18 protein-coding genes and 1 tRNA gene are annotated in these 14,761 nt (G+C 62.1%); 12 read left to right on the top strand and 7 right to left on the bottom strand.

Features of this window, described 5'->3' with window-relative positions; genetic code table 11:
- Positions 1-201 precede the first annotated feature (201 nt).
- The gene (locus AC3WUM_RS04460) at positions 202-375 is read right to left on the bottom strand and encodes a hypothetical protein (protein ID WP_341920777.1); all 174 of its coding nucleotides are present in this window, start codon (positions 373-375) and stop codon (positions 202-204) included.
- Between the two features lie 107 nt (positions 376-482).
- Between AC3WUM_RS04460 and AC3WUM_RS04455 the strand changes: the two genes are divergently transcribed.
- The 4 genes from AC3WUM_RS04455 to AC3WUM_RS04440 all read left to right on the top strand — a co-directional run bounded on the left by AC3WUM_RS04455 (position 483) and on the right by AC3WUM_RS04440 (position 3,187).
- Positions 483-788, top strand: a complete 306-nt coding sequence (locus AC3WUM_RS04455) for a hypothetical protein (RefSeq protein ID WP_492408986.1) — start codon at positions 483-485, stop codon at positions 786-788.
- Positions 785-1,687, top strand: coding sequence for a PhzF family phenazine biosynthesis protein (locus tag AC3WUM_RS04450; protein WP_492408984.1), 903 nt, complete (start codon positions 785-787; stop codon positions 1,685-1,687). Before AC3WUM_RS04455 ends, AC3WUM_RS04450 begins: the two co-directional genes overlap by 4 nt.
- A 17-nt stretch (positions 1,688-1,704) precedes the next feature.
- Complete coding sequence (locus tag AC3WUM_RS04445; protein WP_492408982.1) at positions 1,705-2,172, top strand: hypothetical protein; 468 nt, start codon at positions 1,705-1,707, stop codon at positions 2,170-2,172.
- A gap of 667 nt (positions 2,173-2,839) precedes the next feature.
- The gene (locus AC3WUM_RS04440) at positions 2,840-3,187 is read left to right on the top strand and encodes an MGMT family protein (RefSeq protein ID WP_341920770.1); all 348 of its coding nucleotides are present in this window, start codon (positions 2,840-2,842) and stop codon (positions 3,185-3,187) included.
- Between the two features lie 3 nt (positions 3,188-3,190).
- On the opposite strand, the gene metW is transcribed toward AC3WUM_RS04440, so the two are convergent.
- The 4 genes from metW to proC all read right to left on the bottom strand — a co-directional run bounded on the left by metW (position 3,191) and on the right by proC (position 6,582).
- Positions 3,191-3,814 (bottom strand): methionine biosynthesis protein MetW, encoded by a 624-nt coding sequence (gene metW / locus AC3WUM_RS04435; protein ID WP_492408980.1) that lies wholly within the window; start codon positions 3,812-3,814, stop codon positions 3,191-3,193.
- A gap of 187 nt (positions 3,815-4,001) precedes the next feature.
- Positions 4,002-5,150, bottom strand: a complete 1,149-nt coding sequence (metX, locus tag AC3WUM_RS04430; RefSeq protein ID WP_492408978.1) for a homoserine O-succinyltransferase MetX — start codon at positions 5,148-5,150, stop codon at positions 4,002-4,004.
- Between the two features lie 13 nt (positions 5,151-5,163).
- A complete protein-coding gene (locus AC3WUM_RS04425) occupies positions 5,164-5,727 on the bottom strand; it encodes a YggT family protein (protein ID WP_492408976.1) in 564 nt (187 codons plus the stop codon).
- A gap of 9 nt (positions 5,728-5,736) precedes the next feature.
- Positions 5,737-6,582 (bottom strand): pyrroline-5-carboxylate reductase, encoded by an 846-nt coding sequence (proC, locus tag AC3WUM_RS04420; RefSeq protein ID WP_492408974.1) that lies wholly within the window; start codon positions 6,580-6,582, stop codon positions 5,737-5,739.
- Between the two features lie 448 nt (positions 6,583-7,030).
- Here proC and ilvA point away from each other — a divergent pair, with 448 nt between their 5' ends.
- Both ilvA and AC3WUM_RS04410 read left to right on the top strand, forming a co-directional pair.
- Positions 7,031-8,569: a threonine ammonia-lyase, biosynthetic gene (gene ilvA / locus AC3WUM_RS04415; RefSeq protein ID WP_492409548.1), complete on the top strand. Its 1,539-nt coding sequence runs from the start codon at positions 7,031-7,033 to the stop codon at positions 8,567-8,569.
- Positions 8,570-8,604: 35 nt separating this feature from the next.
- Complete coding sequence (locus tag AC3WUM_RS04410; RefSeq protein WP_492408973.1) at positions 8,605-9,225, top strand: outer membrane protein; 621 nt, start codon at positions 8,605-8,607, stop codon at positions 9,223-9,225.
- 147 nt (positions 9,226-9,372) lie between these two features.
- Here the strand turns inward: AC3WUM_RS04410 and AC3WUM_RS04405 are convergent, their stop codons facing one another.
- Both AC3WUM_RS04405 and AC3WUM_RS04400 read right to left on the bottom strand, forming a co-directional pair.
- On the bottom strand, positions 9,373-9,927 hold the full coding sequence (locus AC3WUM_RS04405; protein WP_492408971.1) for an EVE domain-containing protein: 555 nt from the start codon (positions 9,925-9,927) through the stop codon (positions 9,373-9,375).
- A 292-nt stretch (positions 9,928-10,219) separates the two neighbouring features.
- The gene (locus tag AC3WUM_RS04400; RefSeq protein ID WP_492409547.1) at positions 10,220-10,507 is read right to left on the bottom strand and encodes a helix-turn-helix domain-containing protein; all 288 of its coding nucleotides are present in this window, start codon (positions 10,505-10,507) and stop codon (positions 10,220-10,222) included.
- Between the two features lie 382 nt (positions 10,508-10,889).
- Between AC3WUM_RS04400 and AC3WUM_RS04395 the strand changes: the two genes are divergently transcribed.
- The 6 genes from AC3WUM_RS04395 to AC3WUM_RS04370 all read left to right on the top strand — a co-directional run bounded on the left by AC3WUM_RS04395 (position 10,890) and on the right by AC3WUM_RS04370 (position 14,608).
- Positions 10,890-11,378, top strand: a complete 489-nt coding sequence (locus tag AC3WUM_RS04395; protein WP_492408969.1) for a hypothetical protein — start codon at positions 10,890-10,892, stop codon at positions 11,376-11,378.
- A 159-nt stretch (positions 11,379-11,537) separates the two neighbouring features.
- A tRNA-Ile gene (locus AC3WUM_RS04390) sits at positions 11,538-11,651 on the top strand.
- A 22-nt stretch (positions 11,652-11,673) separates the two neighbouring features.
- Positions 11,674-12,324: an HAD family hydrolase gene (locus AC3WUM_RS04385; RefSeq protein WP_492408967.1), complete on the top strand. Its 651-nt coding sequence runs from the start codon at positions 11,674-11,676 to the stop codon at positions 12,322-12,324.
- A 19-nt stretch (positions 12,325-12,343) separates the two neighbouring features.
- On the top strand, positions 12,344-13,210 hold the full coding sequence (locus AC3WUM_RS04380) for a metallophosphoesterase (protein ID WP_492408965.1): 867 nt from the start codon (positions 12,344-12,346) through the stop codon (positions 13,208-13,210).
- Positions 13,207-13,770 (top strand): hypothetical protein, encoded by a 564-nt coding sequence (locus AC3WUM_RS04375; protein WP_492408963.1) that lies wholly within the window; start codon positions 13,207-13,209, stop codon positions 13,768-13,770. Before AC3WUM_RS04380 ends, AC3WUM_RS04375 begins: the two co-directional genes overlap by 4 nt.
- 58 nt (positions 13,771-13,828) lie before the next feature.
- The gene (locus AC3WUM_RS04370; RefSeq protein WP_492408961.1) at positions 13,829-14,608 is read left to right on the top strand and encodes a metallophosphoesterase; all 780 of its coding nucleotides are present in this window, start codon (positions 13,829-13,831) and stop codon (positions 14,606-14,608) included.
- Positions 14,609-14,761: the final 153 nt, after the last annotated feature.

Genomic DNA, 14,761 nt, shown 5'->3' with positions numbered 1-14,761 from the left:
CTTCCCTGGCTTCCCCTCTCCCGGTCCTTCGGACCACCCTCTCCCGCAAGCGGGAGAGGGGAACTGCAAAGGGTTTGCGCCGCCTGCCGCTCTGTTGCCGTGTCCTCTCTCCCGCTGGCGGGAGAGAGTCCCTCGCCTCATCGAGGGGAGAGAGGGGCTTCCAGGCTTTGGCCGTCAGCCGAAGCGAGCCGCTGCTTCCAATCAATGCACCTTCCGCGACTTCCCCGCCCGCCGTTCCGCATCCTTCTCCACCTTGCCTCCACCCATTTGCGGGCGCAGCTTCTGCTTGCCGGGCTGGTTCTCGGCCTTCTTGGCGGCGAGAGCCTCGCGGAGCAGTTCGGCGGTGGATTTCTTTTCCTTCGGTTCGTCGGTCATGACTGCGGTGCTTCGCTGCTAAAGCGCGAATTGTAGCCGCATGGGCGGCTGCTACCATGCGGACCGATTCCGATTCACGCCACTTCACGCCACAAGGAGCCGCTCCGATGATGCTTCGCACGCTTTTGCTGTGCGGCACGCTGGCCGCCGCAGTGCTCGCCGTCGCCTGCCAGAACTCGCCGAATGCGGCCGAGCAGCCGGATACCGCCGTGCCCGGAAAAGTCGAGGACGTGCCCGCGTTCGATCGCTTCATCAGCGGCAAGCCGACGCCCGAGCAGTTCCGCAAGCGCTATCCGGACGTGAAGCTCGTGCTGCCCGGCGAGATCGCGACGCGTGAATTCCGCATGGACCACAGCCGCTATTTCGCCGAACTCGACGCCGACGGACGCATCAGCGGCGGGAAATTCATGTGAGCAACAGCAGCGCCTTGCAGTACCACGTGCTCGATGTCTTCACCGATACGCCGCTGACCGGGAACCCGCTGGCCGTGGTGTTCGGCGGCGAGTCGCTGTCCGATGCGCGCATGCAGGCGATCGCGGCCGAATTCAATCTGTCCGAGACCGTGTTCGTGCTGCCGGCGACGCGGCCCGGCGCGCTCGTGCGGGCGCGCATCTTCACGCCGACGCTCGAGCTGCCGTTCGCCGGCCATCCCACGGTCGGCACGGCCTGTTTGCTCGCCGATCTCGGCCTGGCCGGCGAGGGCGGGCGGCTCGATATCGTGCTCGACGAGAAAGTGGGGCCGGTACCGGTGAGTATCCGCAAATCGGCCGATGCTCCGACCTACGCCGAACTCACGGCGGCGGTGCCGCCGAGCTTCGGCGAGGCGCCGCCGGCCGAGCTGCTCGCCGACTGGCTCGGCTTGTCGGCTGCCGATATCGAAACCGATGCCGATGCTCCGCGCGGGGCGTCCTGCGGCGTTCCGTTCAATCTCGTGCCGCTGCGGTCGATCGAGGCGCTCGGCCGGGCGCGCCTGCAAGCGCACAAGCTGGTCGATTCCCGGCCGGCCTGGTCGAGCTCCTTTTATCTGTATGCGGCAACGCATCAATACGGTGTTCTAAGATCGCGCATGTTCGCACCGGACTTGGGCGTGGGTGAAGACCCGGCCACGGGTTCGGCTGCGGTCGCGCTTTGCGGTCATCTGGCCGATCGCTCGCCGACCGAGGGCGTACTGCGCTGGACGTTGCTGCAGGGCGTCGAAATGGGCCGTCCGAGCCGGCTGCAGATCCAGGCCGAGAAGCGCGATGGCCGTATCATCGCGGTCAAGGTCGGTGGCCAGTCCGTGCGCATCGCTTCCGGTGCCCTGAATCTTTGACCTTCACGCGGAGTTCCATGCGTTTCGTTCTTCCTACGGCCGCCGTCGCGCTGGCCCTGCTGCTCACCGCCTGCGCCCCGCAGCTGTACAAGCGCAGCACCGTCACGCTCGACAGCCGCGAAGACGAGGCCCTGACGACGCGTTATGGCGAACTCGATGGCTGCCTGTTCAAGCACCAGCTGCCGGTGGAATACACGCTGCGCCGGCCGCGCTACACGCTGGTGCTGCGCCCGATCGCGGCCATGCAGGACGCCAAGCCGCGAATCGAGATTCGCCTGCAGGCCGACGCCTCGGTGAGCCTCACGGTGACGAGCGTCGATCGGTCACCCGAGCCCCTCTATGCCGAAAGCGGCGCGCGGTACGTGGTCGATACGGGCGATCTGCGCGACAAGACGCTGGCCTTGTCGCTGACCCGCTCGGGCGAAGTGCTCGGAACCGAGCGGTTCGGGGTCGATGAGAGCAGCTGCCGCGTCCTGTCGCCGTAGGTTGATGGTTTCCTCTCCGCGCGAGCGGGAGAGAGGAAAAACAAGTTCGGCTCTTGATGGCGGAAAAGTTGCAGGCAAAAAGAAGGCGGTGGAAGCCTTGTCATTCCACCGCCCAAGTTCTGCCGCAGGGTAACGGCAGGGGAGTTTCACTGGAGGCGGTGCCGAAGCAGCGCCGTCCTTGTTGAGACAGAGTGTGGCTCCATCCGTTCGTTCGTGGGGTGGAGAAGCTGAACCATTGGTCGCCCGCCGGTGACCACTGGTCCTGCCGGAAATCTGAGAGGCCGTTCATCTGTCAGGTGCGGCCGCTCATCCTCGATTCCGGCGGGGATGCCTTTCGCTGCAAACAAAAAAGCCTCTTCCATTTGGAAGAGGCTTTTTTGAGGCCTAAATAAAAATGAGGCGGCCGAGTGGGGGGCTCGACCGCCTCGCTGCAACGCAGTTGGGGAGAGTGGGGGAGACTGCGCCGCAGGGACCGGATGTTCGTTGAAATCAAAAGATCGTGATGCCCCGTCTCATTGCTGCACCGCGATCCGTTGGGCACAGTCTCGGTTTAGGGGCCTGAATCCAACCTGAAGTGGCTTGGAGAAAATTTGGTCGCGTTTTTCCTTCTCGGAACGGGATAATTGGCCTACGAAATGAGGCCGTTCCGAATGAGCAAAAGGCTGACATGACGACCGATTCAAGGCTTACACCGGCGGTTATCGCCATTCGCGCCGCACTTCGTAAAGTTCCTGCTGGGCGGGTGGTGACCTACGGGCAACTGGCGGCGATCGCGGGCTTTCCGGGGCGGGCGCGGCTGGTCGGCAAGAGCCTTTGGCAGCAGGACGGCGAGGACTACATGCCCTGGTTCCGGGTGCTCGCCTCGCCGGGTCGCATCGCGTTCGCCGAAGGGACAAAGGCGTTCAAGGAGCAGCGCAAGCGGCTGCTCGCCGAAGGCGTCGAGGTGCGCGCCGGCAAGGTGAACCTTGAAGTCTACGGCTGGCGGCCGCATTCGGCCGCGCCGGTGCTCGACTAGCGCTCAGCCCGCCTTGCGCGACACGCTGCCCTGCTGCAGCAGGTAGATCGCGATCTCGCTGAACAGGTTCGGCAGCAGCCGAATGCTGGTGCCCTCGAGATGCTGGCTGTTGAGCAGGCGACGCCGCTCGATGCGCCAGCCGCGTTCGGCGCACAGGGCTTCGAAGTCGGCGACCGTGCACAGGTGGATGTTCGGCGTGTCGTACCAGGTGGCCGGCAACGAGCGCGTCATCGGCATGCGGCCGAGCGCCAGCGCCATGCGCACACGCCAGTGGCCGAAGTTCGGGAACGTGACGATGGCCGTGCGGCCGACGCGCAGGATGTCGTCGATGACGTCGTCCGGACGCTGCAGGGCCTGCAGCGTCTGCGTGAGCAGCACGTAGTCGAACGAGTCGTCCTCGAAATCGCGCAGGCCTTCGTCGATGTCGCCCTGGATCACGTTGACCCCGGCCTCGATGCACTTGGCGACCTTGCCGACATCGATCTCGATGCCGTAGCCGTGCGTCTGCCGCTGCTCGGCCAGATGCGCGAGCAGCTTGCCGTCGCCGCAGCCGAGATCGAGCACGCGCGAGCCGGGCTTGATCCATTCGGAGAGGATCGCGAGATCGCGGCGGAGGGCGGCGGTCATGGGGCGCACTCGGCTGTTCCCCTCTCCCGCTTGCGGGAGAGGGTGGTCCGAAGGACCGGGAGAGGGGAAGCCTGGGAAGTGCGCGCACTTGAACGGGCGAACCCTCTCTCCCCTCGCATTCTCGAGGGACTCTCTCCCGCAAGCGGGAGAGAGGACAGGCTGTTCGTGGCGATGAAGCTTCGGTTCATCACACCCCCACCTCATCCGCCACGCGCGACAGATACCCGCGCAGCACGCGGTGATAGTCCGGCAACGGCATCAGGAAATCGTCGTGGCCGAGCGAGGATTCGATCAGCGCGTAGCTGACGTCGCGGCCCGCGTCGACGAGCGCCTTGACGATCTCGCGCGAGCGCGCCGGCGAGAAGCGCCAGTCGCTCGAGAACGCGACGACCAGGAAGCGCGCCTGCGCCTGGCGGAAGGCTTCGACGAGCGAATCGTCGTAGTCGCGCGCCGGGTCGAAGTAATCGAGCGCCTTGGTCATGATCAGGTAGGTGTTGGCGTCGAAGCGATCGACGAAGCTTTCGCCTTGATAGCGCAGGTAGCTCTCGACTTCGAATTCCACGTCGAAGTTGAACGACGGCTGCGGCGCCTTGAGATCGTTGCCGAACTTGGCGCGCATCGCCGCGTCGGACAGGTAGGTGATGTGCCCGAGCATGCGCGCCAGCCGCAGCCCGCGCGCGGGCACCGCGTTGTGATCGTAGTAGCGGCCGCCGTGGAAGTCCGGGTCCGACAGGATCGCCTGCCGCGCGATCTCGTTGAACGCGATGTTCTGCGCCGAAATCTGCGGGGCCGAGGCGATGACGATGGCATGGCGGACGCGGCGCGGCAGATCGACTGCCCACTGCATCACCTGCATGCCGCCGAGCGATCCGCCGACGATCGCGGCCCATTGGGTGATGCCGAGCTTGTCGGCGAGCAGGGCCTGCGAGCGCACCCAGTCGCGCACGGTGAGCAGCGGAAAATCCGGGCCCCATTGGCGACCGGTTTCGGGCGCGATGCTGTTGGGACCGGTCGATCCGCGGCAGCCGCCGAGATTGTTGAGGCTGACGACGAAGAAGCGATCGGTGTCGATCGGCTTGCCCGGGCCGATGCAGTTGTCCCACCAGCCGGGCTTGCGATCGTCGGCCGCATGCACGCCGGCGGCGTGATGGTCGCCCGACAGCGCGTGGCAGATCAGCACCGCGTTGCTGTGGTCCGCGTTGAGCGTGCCGTAGGTTTCGACCATGAGGTCGTGCCACATGAACAGCCGCCCGCAGTCGAGGATCAGCGGCGAATCGATGCGGATCTTGCGCGGCTCGACGATCCCGACCGAGCCTTCGGTCACTTCACTGGTCACCGTCGTGAGGCGCTCAGCCGAGACCGAAGTAGCCGGGGAGCGGCAGCAGCATGCCCAGCACCTGCAATAACAGGATCGCCACGAGCGGCGACAGGTCGAGGCCCGACACCGGCGGAATCAGCCGGCGCAGCGGGCGCAGCAGCGGTTCGTTGATGCTGTAGAGGATGTTCGCGGCGGGGTTCGAAAAGCCCGGTCCGAACCACGACAGGATCGCGTAGATGGCGATGCTCGCGGTGTACAGCGACAGCGCCAGGCCGATGACCTTGAGCAGCGCGAACCACAGCACGCGGCCGAGGCCGATGTCGAGGTTCCACAGTGCGGCGATGATCTGGATGTAGAGCGCCGCGAGCACCAGCAGCAGGATCGCGGCCGCGATGTCGAGCTTGCGATGCTTGGGCACGATGTTCTTGAACGGCGCGAGCACCGGCTGCGTGACTTTCCAGACCAGCTGCGAGATCGGGTTGTAGAAGTCCGCGCGCACCCACTGCAGGATGATGCGCAGCAGCACTGCGCCCATGTACAGATTGAACAGGGTGCTGATCAGGAAGATGAAGGCATTGGTCGCCTGGGCGCCCATCGCGTGTCCTTATTTGATTGAGGGCCGGGAAGCGGCCGCGAACTCGTCCCCGAGCTCGCGGCTGCGGTTGGCCGCGGCGCGCAGCGCCTCGGTGAAGATAGGGCGCAGGCCGGCTTTTTCCAGCGATTGCAGCGCCGCGAACGTGGTTCCGCCCTTGGACGTGACCTGGGCACGCAGCTCGGCGACGTCGGTGCTGCCCGCATCGACCATCTTCGCTGCGCCGACCAGCGTGCGCGCCGCAAGCTGTGCCGAGACTTCGGGCGACAGGCCGAGCGCGACGCCGGCCTCGCGGATCGCTTCGGTCAGCAGGAAGAAGTAGGCCGGGCCGGAGCCCGAGACGGCGGTCACCGCGTCGAGATCGGCTTCGTGCTCGACCCAGCAGGTCTGGCCGGCCGCGGCGAGGATGCGATCGGCCAGCGCCCGCGTCGCCTCGGGCGTGCCGGCCGGAGCGTAGAGCCCGGTGATGCCGACGCCGTAGAGCGAGGGCGTGTTGGGCATGCTGCGCACCACGTGTACGCCGGCCGGCAGGGCCGAGCGCAGGGTGTCGATGCGCACGCCGGCCGCGATCGACAGTGCCAGCGCGCCCGCGTCGGGCGCAAGGCCGGCCAGTGCCGCGATCATCTGCTGCGGCTTGACCGCGAGCACCAGGGCGCTCGCGCCGGCGACGATCTCGGCCCCGCTGGCCGCCACCGTGATGCCGAAGCGCTCGCGCAGCGCCTGCGCCTTGCCCGCATCGGGCTCGGCCACGCGCAGCTGGGCCGGCGTGAAGCCGCTGGCGAGCAGTCCGCCGGCGAGGCTGGTGGCCATGTTGCCGCCGCCGATGAAGGCGACGATGGGCGAGGTGGGGAGGCTCATTCCGGGGCTGGTGCGAAGGGAGGCTTAAGAGCCGGGTATCATAAGGTAAACGTCCTTCAATCAATGGCTGGCGGTGGTGACTGAAGGACTGTGAGACGCGCGGCTTGGAGAGTGCGTGCATTCAACAGGCGAACCCTCTCTCCCCGCTACGCGGGACTCTCTCCCACAAGTGGGAGAGAGGAACGGCGCTTTGACGGCAGCACCGCATTCGCTGCTTGTCCCCTCTCCCACTTGTGGGAGAGGGTGGTCCGAAGGACCGGGAGAGGGGATGGTTGGAGAGTGCACGCACTTTCGGGCTGCCTCTCTCTTCCCCGCACGCGGGGACTCTCTCCCGCATGCGGGTGGGAGGAACGGCAATCAGGGGGTGGTTTGCCACTCCCATCAACAGGTCACCGAAGTGAACAAAACCCCCCAGCGGACCGCCGCCTCGTCCGCCGAAGCCCAGCGCCTGCTGGCCCAGTACGCCAGGCGCATCGAACAGGCCGCCGGCCGTGTCTATGACGTCGCCGACGTCACCGCGCTCGAGTACGCGCCGAAGCTGTCCGCGCGGCTCGGTTGCAAGCTGCTGCTCAAGCGCGAGGACACCCAGCCGGTGTACTCGTTCAAGCTGCGCGGGGCCTACAACAAGATGGCCTCGCTCACCGACGAGGCGCGCGAGCGCGGCGTGGTGACGGCCTCGGCCGGCAATCACGCGCAGGGCGTGGCGCTGTCGGCCGCCAAGCTCGGCATTCCGTCGTCCATCGTCATGCCGCGCACCACGCCGGCGATCAAGGTCGATGCGGTGCGCTCGCTCGGCGGCAAGGCGATTCTGCATGGCGATACCTACGACGACGCGCTCGCGCATGCGCTGGAGCTCGTCGATCGCGGCATGACGCTGGTCCACCCCTACGACGATCCCGAAGTGATCGCCGGCCAGGGCACCATCGCGCGCGAAATCCTCGAGCAGCTGCCACAGCTCGGCGTCGAGAGGCTCGATGCCGTATTCGTCTGCGTCGGCGGCGGCGGCCTGCTGGCCGGCATCGCGGCCTGGATCAAGCACAAGAGCCCGCAGACGAAGGTGATCTGCGTCGAGCCGGACGATTCCAATTGCATGGGCGCGGGCCTGAAAGCCGGGCGCCGCATCAAGCTCGCGCACGCCGGCTTGTTCGCGGATGGCGTGTCGGTGCGCCAGGCCGGCGAAGAGCCGTTCAAGCTTGCCCGGCATTTCGTCGACGACTGCATCGAAGTCAGCATCGACGAAATCTGTGCCGCGATTCGCGACCTGTTCAACGAGAAGCGCGCGGTGCCCGAGCCTGCGGGCGCGCTCGGCATCGCCGGCGTGAAGCGCTATGCGCAGATGCACGATCTGTCCGGCAAGACGGTCTGCGCGATCGTCTCGGGCGCGAACATCAATTTCGATCGCCTGCGCCACGTCGCCGAACGTGCCGAGCTCGGCGACGACGCCGAGACCCTGCTCGCGGTGACGATTCCCGAGAAGCCCGGCAGCTTCAAGAAGTTCCTCTCGCATTTGCGTCGGCGGCCGATCACCGAGTTCAACTATCGCTACTCGTCGTCGGGCGCGGCGCATGTGTTCGTCGGCATCAAGCTCACCGAAGGTGCGGCCGAGCGCGAAAAGCTGATTCAGATCCTGCGTGATCAGGACCTGCCGGTGGCCGACATGACCAGCAACGAGATGGCCAAGCTGCACGTGCGCTTCATGGTCGGCGGCCGTGCGCCGGGTTTGAGCGACGAGCATCTGTTCCGCTTCGTGTTCCCCGAGCGTCCCGGCGCGCTCGCCGATTTTCTCGATGCGGTCGGCGGCCGCTGGAACATCTCGCTGTTCCATTACCGCAACCACGGCGCCGCGTTCGGCCGCGTGCTGTGCGGACTGCAGATTCCGCGTGGGCAACTGGGCGAAGTGCGCCGCTCACTCGACCAGCTCGGCTACGAGTATTGGGAAGAGACCGACAACCCGGCCTACGCGCTATTCTTGGGCACGCGGGCCTGACACTGCGATCGGGCCGCAAAAAGGGAGAGTTCCACATGCGTGCTCGTATCGCTCAGGGGGCCTTGCTCGGCCTGTTGTCGCTTGCTCCGTTGCAGATGGCCCAGGCCGAATCGCCGGCCGGTTTCGTCGACGGTTACTACCTGCCGTGGACCCAGCTCAAGGTCGATGCCGGCGACGACGTGGACGGCGATGTCGACGGTGACGGCTGGGGCGTCAAAGGCCTGCTCAAGCTCAACGATCAGATCGCATTCAACGGCGAGTATCAGCGCTCCGACTACGACGGCCCGTCGAAGCTCGACAGCTATCGTCTCGGCGCCGGTTATTACTGGCGCTATTTCGGCGCCACCGCCGAATACATCAACTTGAACATCGACTCGGGCGACATCGAAGGCACGGCCGACGGTGTCGGCCTGTTCCTGCGCACGAGCTGGCTCGCCACGTCGGGGCTCGCGTTCACGGGTGGTATCGGCTATGTGAGGCTCGACGACAGCGGCGAAACGCTCGACGGCCTCGAATACAACCTCGGCCTCGACTTCCGCATCACCAGCAACCTCGGCGTGTTCGCGGACTATCGCTCGACCAATCTCACCGAGAACGGAGTCGACTTTGAACTCAACGACGCGCGCGTGGGCCTGCGCTTCGTGTTCGGGGTTTGAGCGTTTGATATGTGATGTTCCCCTCTCCCGCTTGCGGGAGAGGGGAAGGTCGGAAAGAGCGCTACTTTTTCGGGCTAACCCTCTCTCCCCGCGCAAGCGCGGGACTCTCTCCCACAAGTGGGAGAGAGGAAAATCAACATCAACAACTTAAAGCTTCACACCCGCCAGCTTGGTGATCACTTTCCAATGCTCGGCCTTCACCGGCGTCACCGATAGCCGCGTGCCTTTCTCGAGCACGCGCAGACCTTCGAGCTTGTCTTCGTTCTCGCGCAGCGTGCTCAGCAGCACGGGCTGGTCGAACTTCTGCAGGAACTGCACGTCGACGAGCAGCCAGCGCGGGTTTTCCCGCGTGGATTTGCCGTCGTAGTAATCGGATTTCGGATCGAACTGCGTCGGGTCCGGATAGGCATTGCTGACGATCTTCATCGCGCCATAGATGCCCGGTTCCGGGCAGCTCGAGTGATAGAAGAAGGCGAGGTCGCCTTGTTTCATCTGGTCGCGGAACATGTTGCGCACTTTTCCAGACAATGACTGAAATGTTGTCAAAACAGCCTCACGGGGAGAGAGCTGTCTCGTGCAGTCGCTTCGCGCAGTCGTCAAAGAATTCCCGTCAAGCAGAGATGAATCTAAGGAGTAGAGGGACGTCCCCGTTTGGGCAGGTCGCGCGCTAGGCGGCGGCGATACCGAAGCGCTTGGCCTCATTTGCGGTGAGATTTTATATTTATGTTTGGCGGTTAGTTGTATGTTTTATAAATATCTAAAGTAACGCTCACTGGCGAGTCTGCTGGCCGATGTCGGCGGTTCAGCGACCACGCATCCCGGTTTCGGTCTGAATCAGTTTGCTCCTGTGCAGGTACCGAGGAGGGGCTATGAGGGCTAGCGTGTGTACGGAGAGTGGGCAAGGGCGCGCGTAATGCGAACCCGGAACCGCGACGAGTAGTTGCTGGCCTCAAGAAACAGCGTTGGCCCGCGGACGTATGGCGAGAGCGTAGAGCTAAATCGCCTTTGTTCTACAAAGCTTCAACATTTCCGCTTTCAAAGACGGAGAAGCTTCGAAGTAGCACTTCACAAGCGTCGCAAGATTGTCGTCCGACGTGAAGAAGTAGGTTGCGGGTACTCCGAGGTGAGTCGCGAACATCTCAAGCGTGGCGTAAGAGGGCTCATGTACCCCACGCTCATACTGATTTACACGAGTGCTGGCGACGGAGGGATCAAGTCCAGCGAGGATTCCGAGGCTACGTTGCGAAAGCTCGGCGCGCTCCCTTGCCTCTCGCAAACGCATTGCGATAGGGCTGCGGGCGCGATTCCTTGATTTCACGATACCTCGAGCTAATACCTGACGGCAGGCACTTTCTCTTGGCAGTTCAGTGAGCGATACTAAGAGTTACTTAGCATTCGTCTGGTTTAGTTGAAATCCGAGTGACATCAAAAATCACGACGACGGCGTCAACCTAGGCTCCTTCCTCAGGGATTTGATTTCAACCTAAGTCGCTAAATACTCGTTCTGCGCTGTAAACCGGTCTTGCATCTGATGCTGACTCCGGCGGAAGACGCTGCTCAGCAGATCCTCTGTTCAAAGCCCGCTCTTAAACATCATCGGCGCATATGCGCAGGTGCCCCCCTTGGCTATCTGTTACTTCAATACCTACTCACACTGACGAACAATGGAACCTGCTCTTCGCGAACTGAGCCGAACTCAATACTCCGATCTTCAGCAGGAAGTTCGTATCGATGTGGGCAAAGCGATTTGCGAGCTTCTCAATAGCTGGAAAGTGAAGCGCACTGTCCAGATCGAATTGCTGGGTTTAGGTCCAGCGCGGACGTCGTCGCTTGCGCTGCTAAAACGTGGAGAGCCTCTTGAAGGACGACAGGATTTCATGGAGCGGGTCGTCAATCTTTTTGGGATTCATTTAGCACTTCGTGTCCTGTATCCGCTTAGTCCATCGACATTAAACGGATGGGTTCAATTCAAGTTCGCTGCTATGAGTGATACGAGCCCACTTCAGCAAATGATCGATCACGGTCTTCCCGGCATCATCGCGGTGAGGGAGTATCTCGACATGATGGCGGGGAGATCCCCAGGGCCGCACGTTACGTTTAGCCAAATACTTGCTACGCAGACTCAACAGGCCAGGGACTTCGGCTACGAGTAACGCGCAATAGGCCATGATCGGCGCGCTGCAATGGTCACAATCCTCCTTGAAGCGCTATGCGCGAGTTGCGACGGCAAGAAATCTCGGCCAGCATTCATTCATGCATCAACTCTTCATCAGCTTCCTCATACGTGGCGTGTACGCGTTTCGCGTTTACACGCCCGGATAGCTCAGAACGGTAGAGCAGCGGATTTATAATCCGACCCATTCCTAGCGGAATGGCTCCGCCTGATAAGCGGCAGGTCGCCGGTTCGAATCCGGCTCCGGGCACCACACACTCCGTCGTGTATGCCCCATGTCCAATCAGTTTCCCAGTAACGCTACGCAGCCGCGCCTACTGAGCGGTATCCGCGCGGTTGCGTTCGATTGCTACGGCACGTTGCTTCATTTCGCACTGCAACTGTCGCCGTATCGCGAAATGCTCAAATTTTTCGACCTGGACGTAGACGAGCGCGCGAGAGTGGTTCGGCTAATCATGACGAGCCACTTGGGCTTTATGCGTGTACCGCGGTTACTTGGGCGCGCACTCACAGTCGAGCAGGAAAGCTCACTGATACTTAAGCTACGCCTCGAAATCCTCTCGACACAAATGTTCTCAGAGGTGCCGCGGGTGCTTGCTGAGCTGCGAAAGCTCGGGCTAAAGCTCGCTCTCGTTTCGAACTCCGCATTGGAGTATCGAGATATGGCCACCGACTACATGGGCGGCTTATTCGACACTGAGCTTTGGTCTTTCGATGTCGGGGCAATGAAACCAGACCCAATCATTTATTCGCTGTTGTGCGACAAGCTGTCATTGCCTCCTGGAGAAATTTTGATGGTCGGCGACCGCCTTCGGGACGATGTCCTGGGGGCTCGACAGGCTGGATTGAGGGCTCAACTGTTGGATCGCCGCGCAGCCAATGCAACACCGGGTTCAATTCAAAATCTACGCGAGCTTTTGTTGTAACCCACTACATCGGAACCTCATGGACACGCTCACCGACGATGTAAGAATTTTCCATCAGTGTTCACTGCCGAAAGGCGGTCGTTTCCTCATCGTCGGTGATTTGCACGGGCAACTCGATATGCTGCTGAGGCTCTTAATGGCAGCTGATTATGATGAGTCGCGCGACGTACTGATCAGTGTCGGCGACCTAATCGATCGAGGCGATCAGTCGTTGAACACCGTCTTCTTCTTCGTCAACCATCCACGGCGCTTCGGCGTTCTAGGAAACCATGAAGGGTATCTTCTCGAGGCGAGTGGCCTTCCAGCCGATGCATTTTTTTGGATGTCGCAGGGCGGCGATTGGGCGAAGACTGCAAGCCGAGCTAGTCTTCAGGTACTTAATTCGGTGCTATCTCGGTGCCCAATCGCTATCGAGCTGATGCTCGAAAATCCCACTCGACGAATCGGCATTCTGCATGCCGAAGTTCCGATCGGGATGGAGTGGGACGACCTGCATCAACTTCACATCGAACGCGACAAGATGAGAGAACTCATGCTCTCGCCTGCGGAAGACTGGCTGCGTGGTCGCCATCGCATCAGAACTGCAGCGATGATGCAGGACTGGCTTGATCACCCAGAAGGAAGCTTCCCGTTTGGCGCTTACGAGCTGACGACACCTGGCATCGATCTCGTGATCAGCGGGCACTCGATCATGCCGCACCGGCTTCCATACCGCTCACGCAATCAGCTGTGGATCGACACCGGCGCCTTCGAACGCGAACTGGGCGGACGCCTGACGCTCGTTGACCCGGTGGCTGAAACCTATTGGCAAGTCTCCAGCGATGACGCTTTCGGCCCGAACAGCTTGAACGATCCTCGGATCACAAGACTAGGACCCTTGCCATGACAGAAGAACGAAGCCAGGAAGCTCCGGCAACGCCGCCTGTGCTTGGAATTGATATCGGCCGCGTGTTGATCATGGCTGGAGATCAAGGTGGTCCAGACACATCGTTCTTAGGCTCCAGCATCGAGGCCGCAATTCATACGCCGCCCTATCCCGATATGTTCGAGGTCGTGCCCGAGTTGGTTAGTGCATTTGCCGGTCGCGTTTGGCTTGTGTCAAAAGCATTTCCGAAGACGCAAGAGAAGACACGTCGCTGGCTCGCTCACCATCGGTTCTTCGAACGCACCGGAATTCCTGACGGCAACTTGATCTTTTGCCTGCGGCGAGACCAGAAGGCGCAGATCTGTCAGGGCAAAGGTATCACGCACTTCATCGACGACCGAATGGATGTGTTGCGCCACATGAGAGCTGTGGTGCCGCACCGCTTCTTATTCGGGCCGCAGGCCGCCATTTTCTTGCCCGAGACGGGGTTAACACAGGCGCCCACCTGGCGCGCTGTCTATCGCGTACTGATTGCGAACGGCCTGCTCACTCGCAAGATGCCCGTAGTCGATGGTGACTAGTTCAGCGAACGATGAATGATCGCGAAGGGCTAGGCCCGTGTCACTGACGGTCCGCTACATGTCCGACATTCACCTTGAGTGCGAGGCCGCTCCTGTCTTTCTGCCGTCGATCGGAGAGGATGTCGTGATCTTGGCGGGCGATATCGGCCCAGTGAGCCAAAGTGTGTCCTGGGCTACGAAGGCCTTCGAAGGTCGCCCTGTCGTCTATGTGCTCGGCAATCACGAGCACGACGGTGGCGAGTACGAGGAGACGTTCACTCAAGCACGGCGGGCTGCAACTGGAAGCAACATCACCATCCTTGAGAAGGCGTACATCGATCTCAACGGCTTCCGCATCATCGGCTGCACGTTGTGGACGGACTTCGACTGCTTAGGCTCCCATGTTCGTTCGGCCGCGATGTCAGAGGCACGCCAATTCATGCCTGATTACAGCGTGATCAAGCTCGGGCGTCGCAGCCTCCGCCCGCATATGACGCGACGGATGTCACTGGAAAGCCAAGCTTGGTTGCGCGATGCAATCAAAGCAAGCGCCCTCCCCACCATCGTCGTAACGCATCACGCGCCCACCACGCATTCGTACAATCCGCGTTTCGAACCCGACCTGATGCTCGCGAGTTTTCACAACGATCGTCCTGATCTCGTGCACGGTCCTGTTCGCCTATGGATCCATGGGCATACACATTGGAGCACCGTCGTCGACGTTAACGATCGGAAGGTCGCTAGTAATCAACGTGGGTATCCAGGTGAGAGATCAGGAGAGTTTAATTGGAACAGGTGCATCACCGTCGATGACGATGTTGAAGAGGGCGTCGATCCTCGCCGCTCGACTGGCGCCTGAAGACACCTATGAATCATCAAACAAACCCTTCGCTCGTTGTGAAGCGAGTCCACAAATTTTGGCAAGTGGGCGAACTGGCCCCCCGCGTCAGAATAGTTGTCGTCCCGATAGACTTCTTCCTCGGGGGCGAAAGGACTCAATGACGTGGCTCGA

This window comes from Hydrocarboniphaga sp. FW305-C-57 (genome assembly GCF_058783045.1).
Note: the sequence above shows the minus strand (reverse complement) of the source record. Positions and strands in the feature narration are given on the sequence as shown.

What these genes read in the sequence shown, in the direction of transcription:
- AC3WUM_RS04460 (WP_341920777.1), bottom strand. Translation starts at nt 375, where the DNA reads ATGACCGACGAACCGAAGGAAAAGAAATCCACCGCCGAACTGCTCCGC.
- AC3WUM_RS04455 (WP_492408986.1), top strand. Translation starts at nt 483, where the DNA reads ATGATGCTTCGCACGCTTTTGCTGTGCGGCACGCTGGCCGCCGCAGTG.
- AC3WUM_RS04445 (WP_492408982.1), top strand. Translation starts at nt 1,705, where the DNA reads ATGCGTTTCGTTCTTCCTACGGCCGCCGTCGCGCTGGCCCTGCTGCTC.
- AC3WUM_RS04440 (WP_341920770.1), top strand. Translation starts at nt 2,840, where the DNA reads ATGACGACCGATTCAAGGCTTACACCGGCGGTTATCGCCATTCGCGCC.
- metW (WP_492408980.1), bottom strand. Translation starts at nt 3,814, where the DNA reads ATGACCGCCGCCCTCCGCCGCGATCTCGCGATCCTCTCCGAATGGATC.
- AC3WUM_RS04425 (WP_492408976.1), bottom strand. Translation starts at nt 5,727, where the DNA reads ATGGGCGCCCAGGCGACCAATGCCTTCATCTTCCTGATCAGCACCCTG.
- proC (WP_492408974.1), bottom strand. Translation starts at nt 6,582, where the DNA reads ATGAGCCTCCCCACCTCGCCCATCGTCGCCTTCATCGGCGGCGGCAAC.
- AC3WUM_RS04410 (WP_492408973.1), top strand. Translation starts at nt 8,605, where the DNA reads ATGCGTGCTCGTATCGCTCAGGGGGCCTTGCTCGGCCTGTTGTCGCTT.
- AC3WUM_RS04405 (WP_492408971.1), bottom strand. Translation starts at nt 9,927, where the DNA reads ATGAGGCCAAGCGCTTCGGTATCGCCGCCGCCTAGCGCGCGACCTGCC.
- AC3WUM_RS04400 (WP_492409547.1), bottom strand. Translation starts at nt 10,507, where the DNA reads ATGCGTTTGCGAGAGGCAAGGGAGCGCGCCGAGCTTTCGCAACGTAGC.
- AC3WUM_RS04395 (WP_492408969.1), top strand. Translation starts at nt 10,890, where the DNA reads ATGGAACCTGCTCTTCGCGAACTGAGCCGAACTCAATACTCCGATCTT.
- AC3WUM_RS04385 (WP_492408967.1), top strand. Translation starts at nt 11,674, where the DNA reads ATGTCCAATCAGTTTCCCAGTAACGCTACGCAGCCGCGCCTACTGAGC.
- AC3WUM_RS04380 (WP_492408965.1), top strand. Translation starts at nt 12,344, where the DNA reads ATGGACACGCTCACCGACGATGTAAGAATTTTCCATCAGTGTTCACTG.
- AC3WUM_RS04375 (WP_492408963.1), top strand. Translation starts at nt 13,207, where the DNA reads ATGACAGAAGAACGAAGCCAGGAAGCTCCGGCAACGCCGCCTGTGCTT.
- AC3WUM_RS04370 (WP_492408961.1), top strand. Translation starts at nt 13,829, where the DNA reads ATGTCCGACATTCACCTTGAGTGCGAGGCCGCTCCTGTCTTTCTGCCG.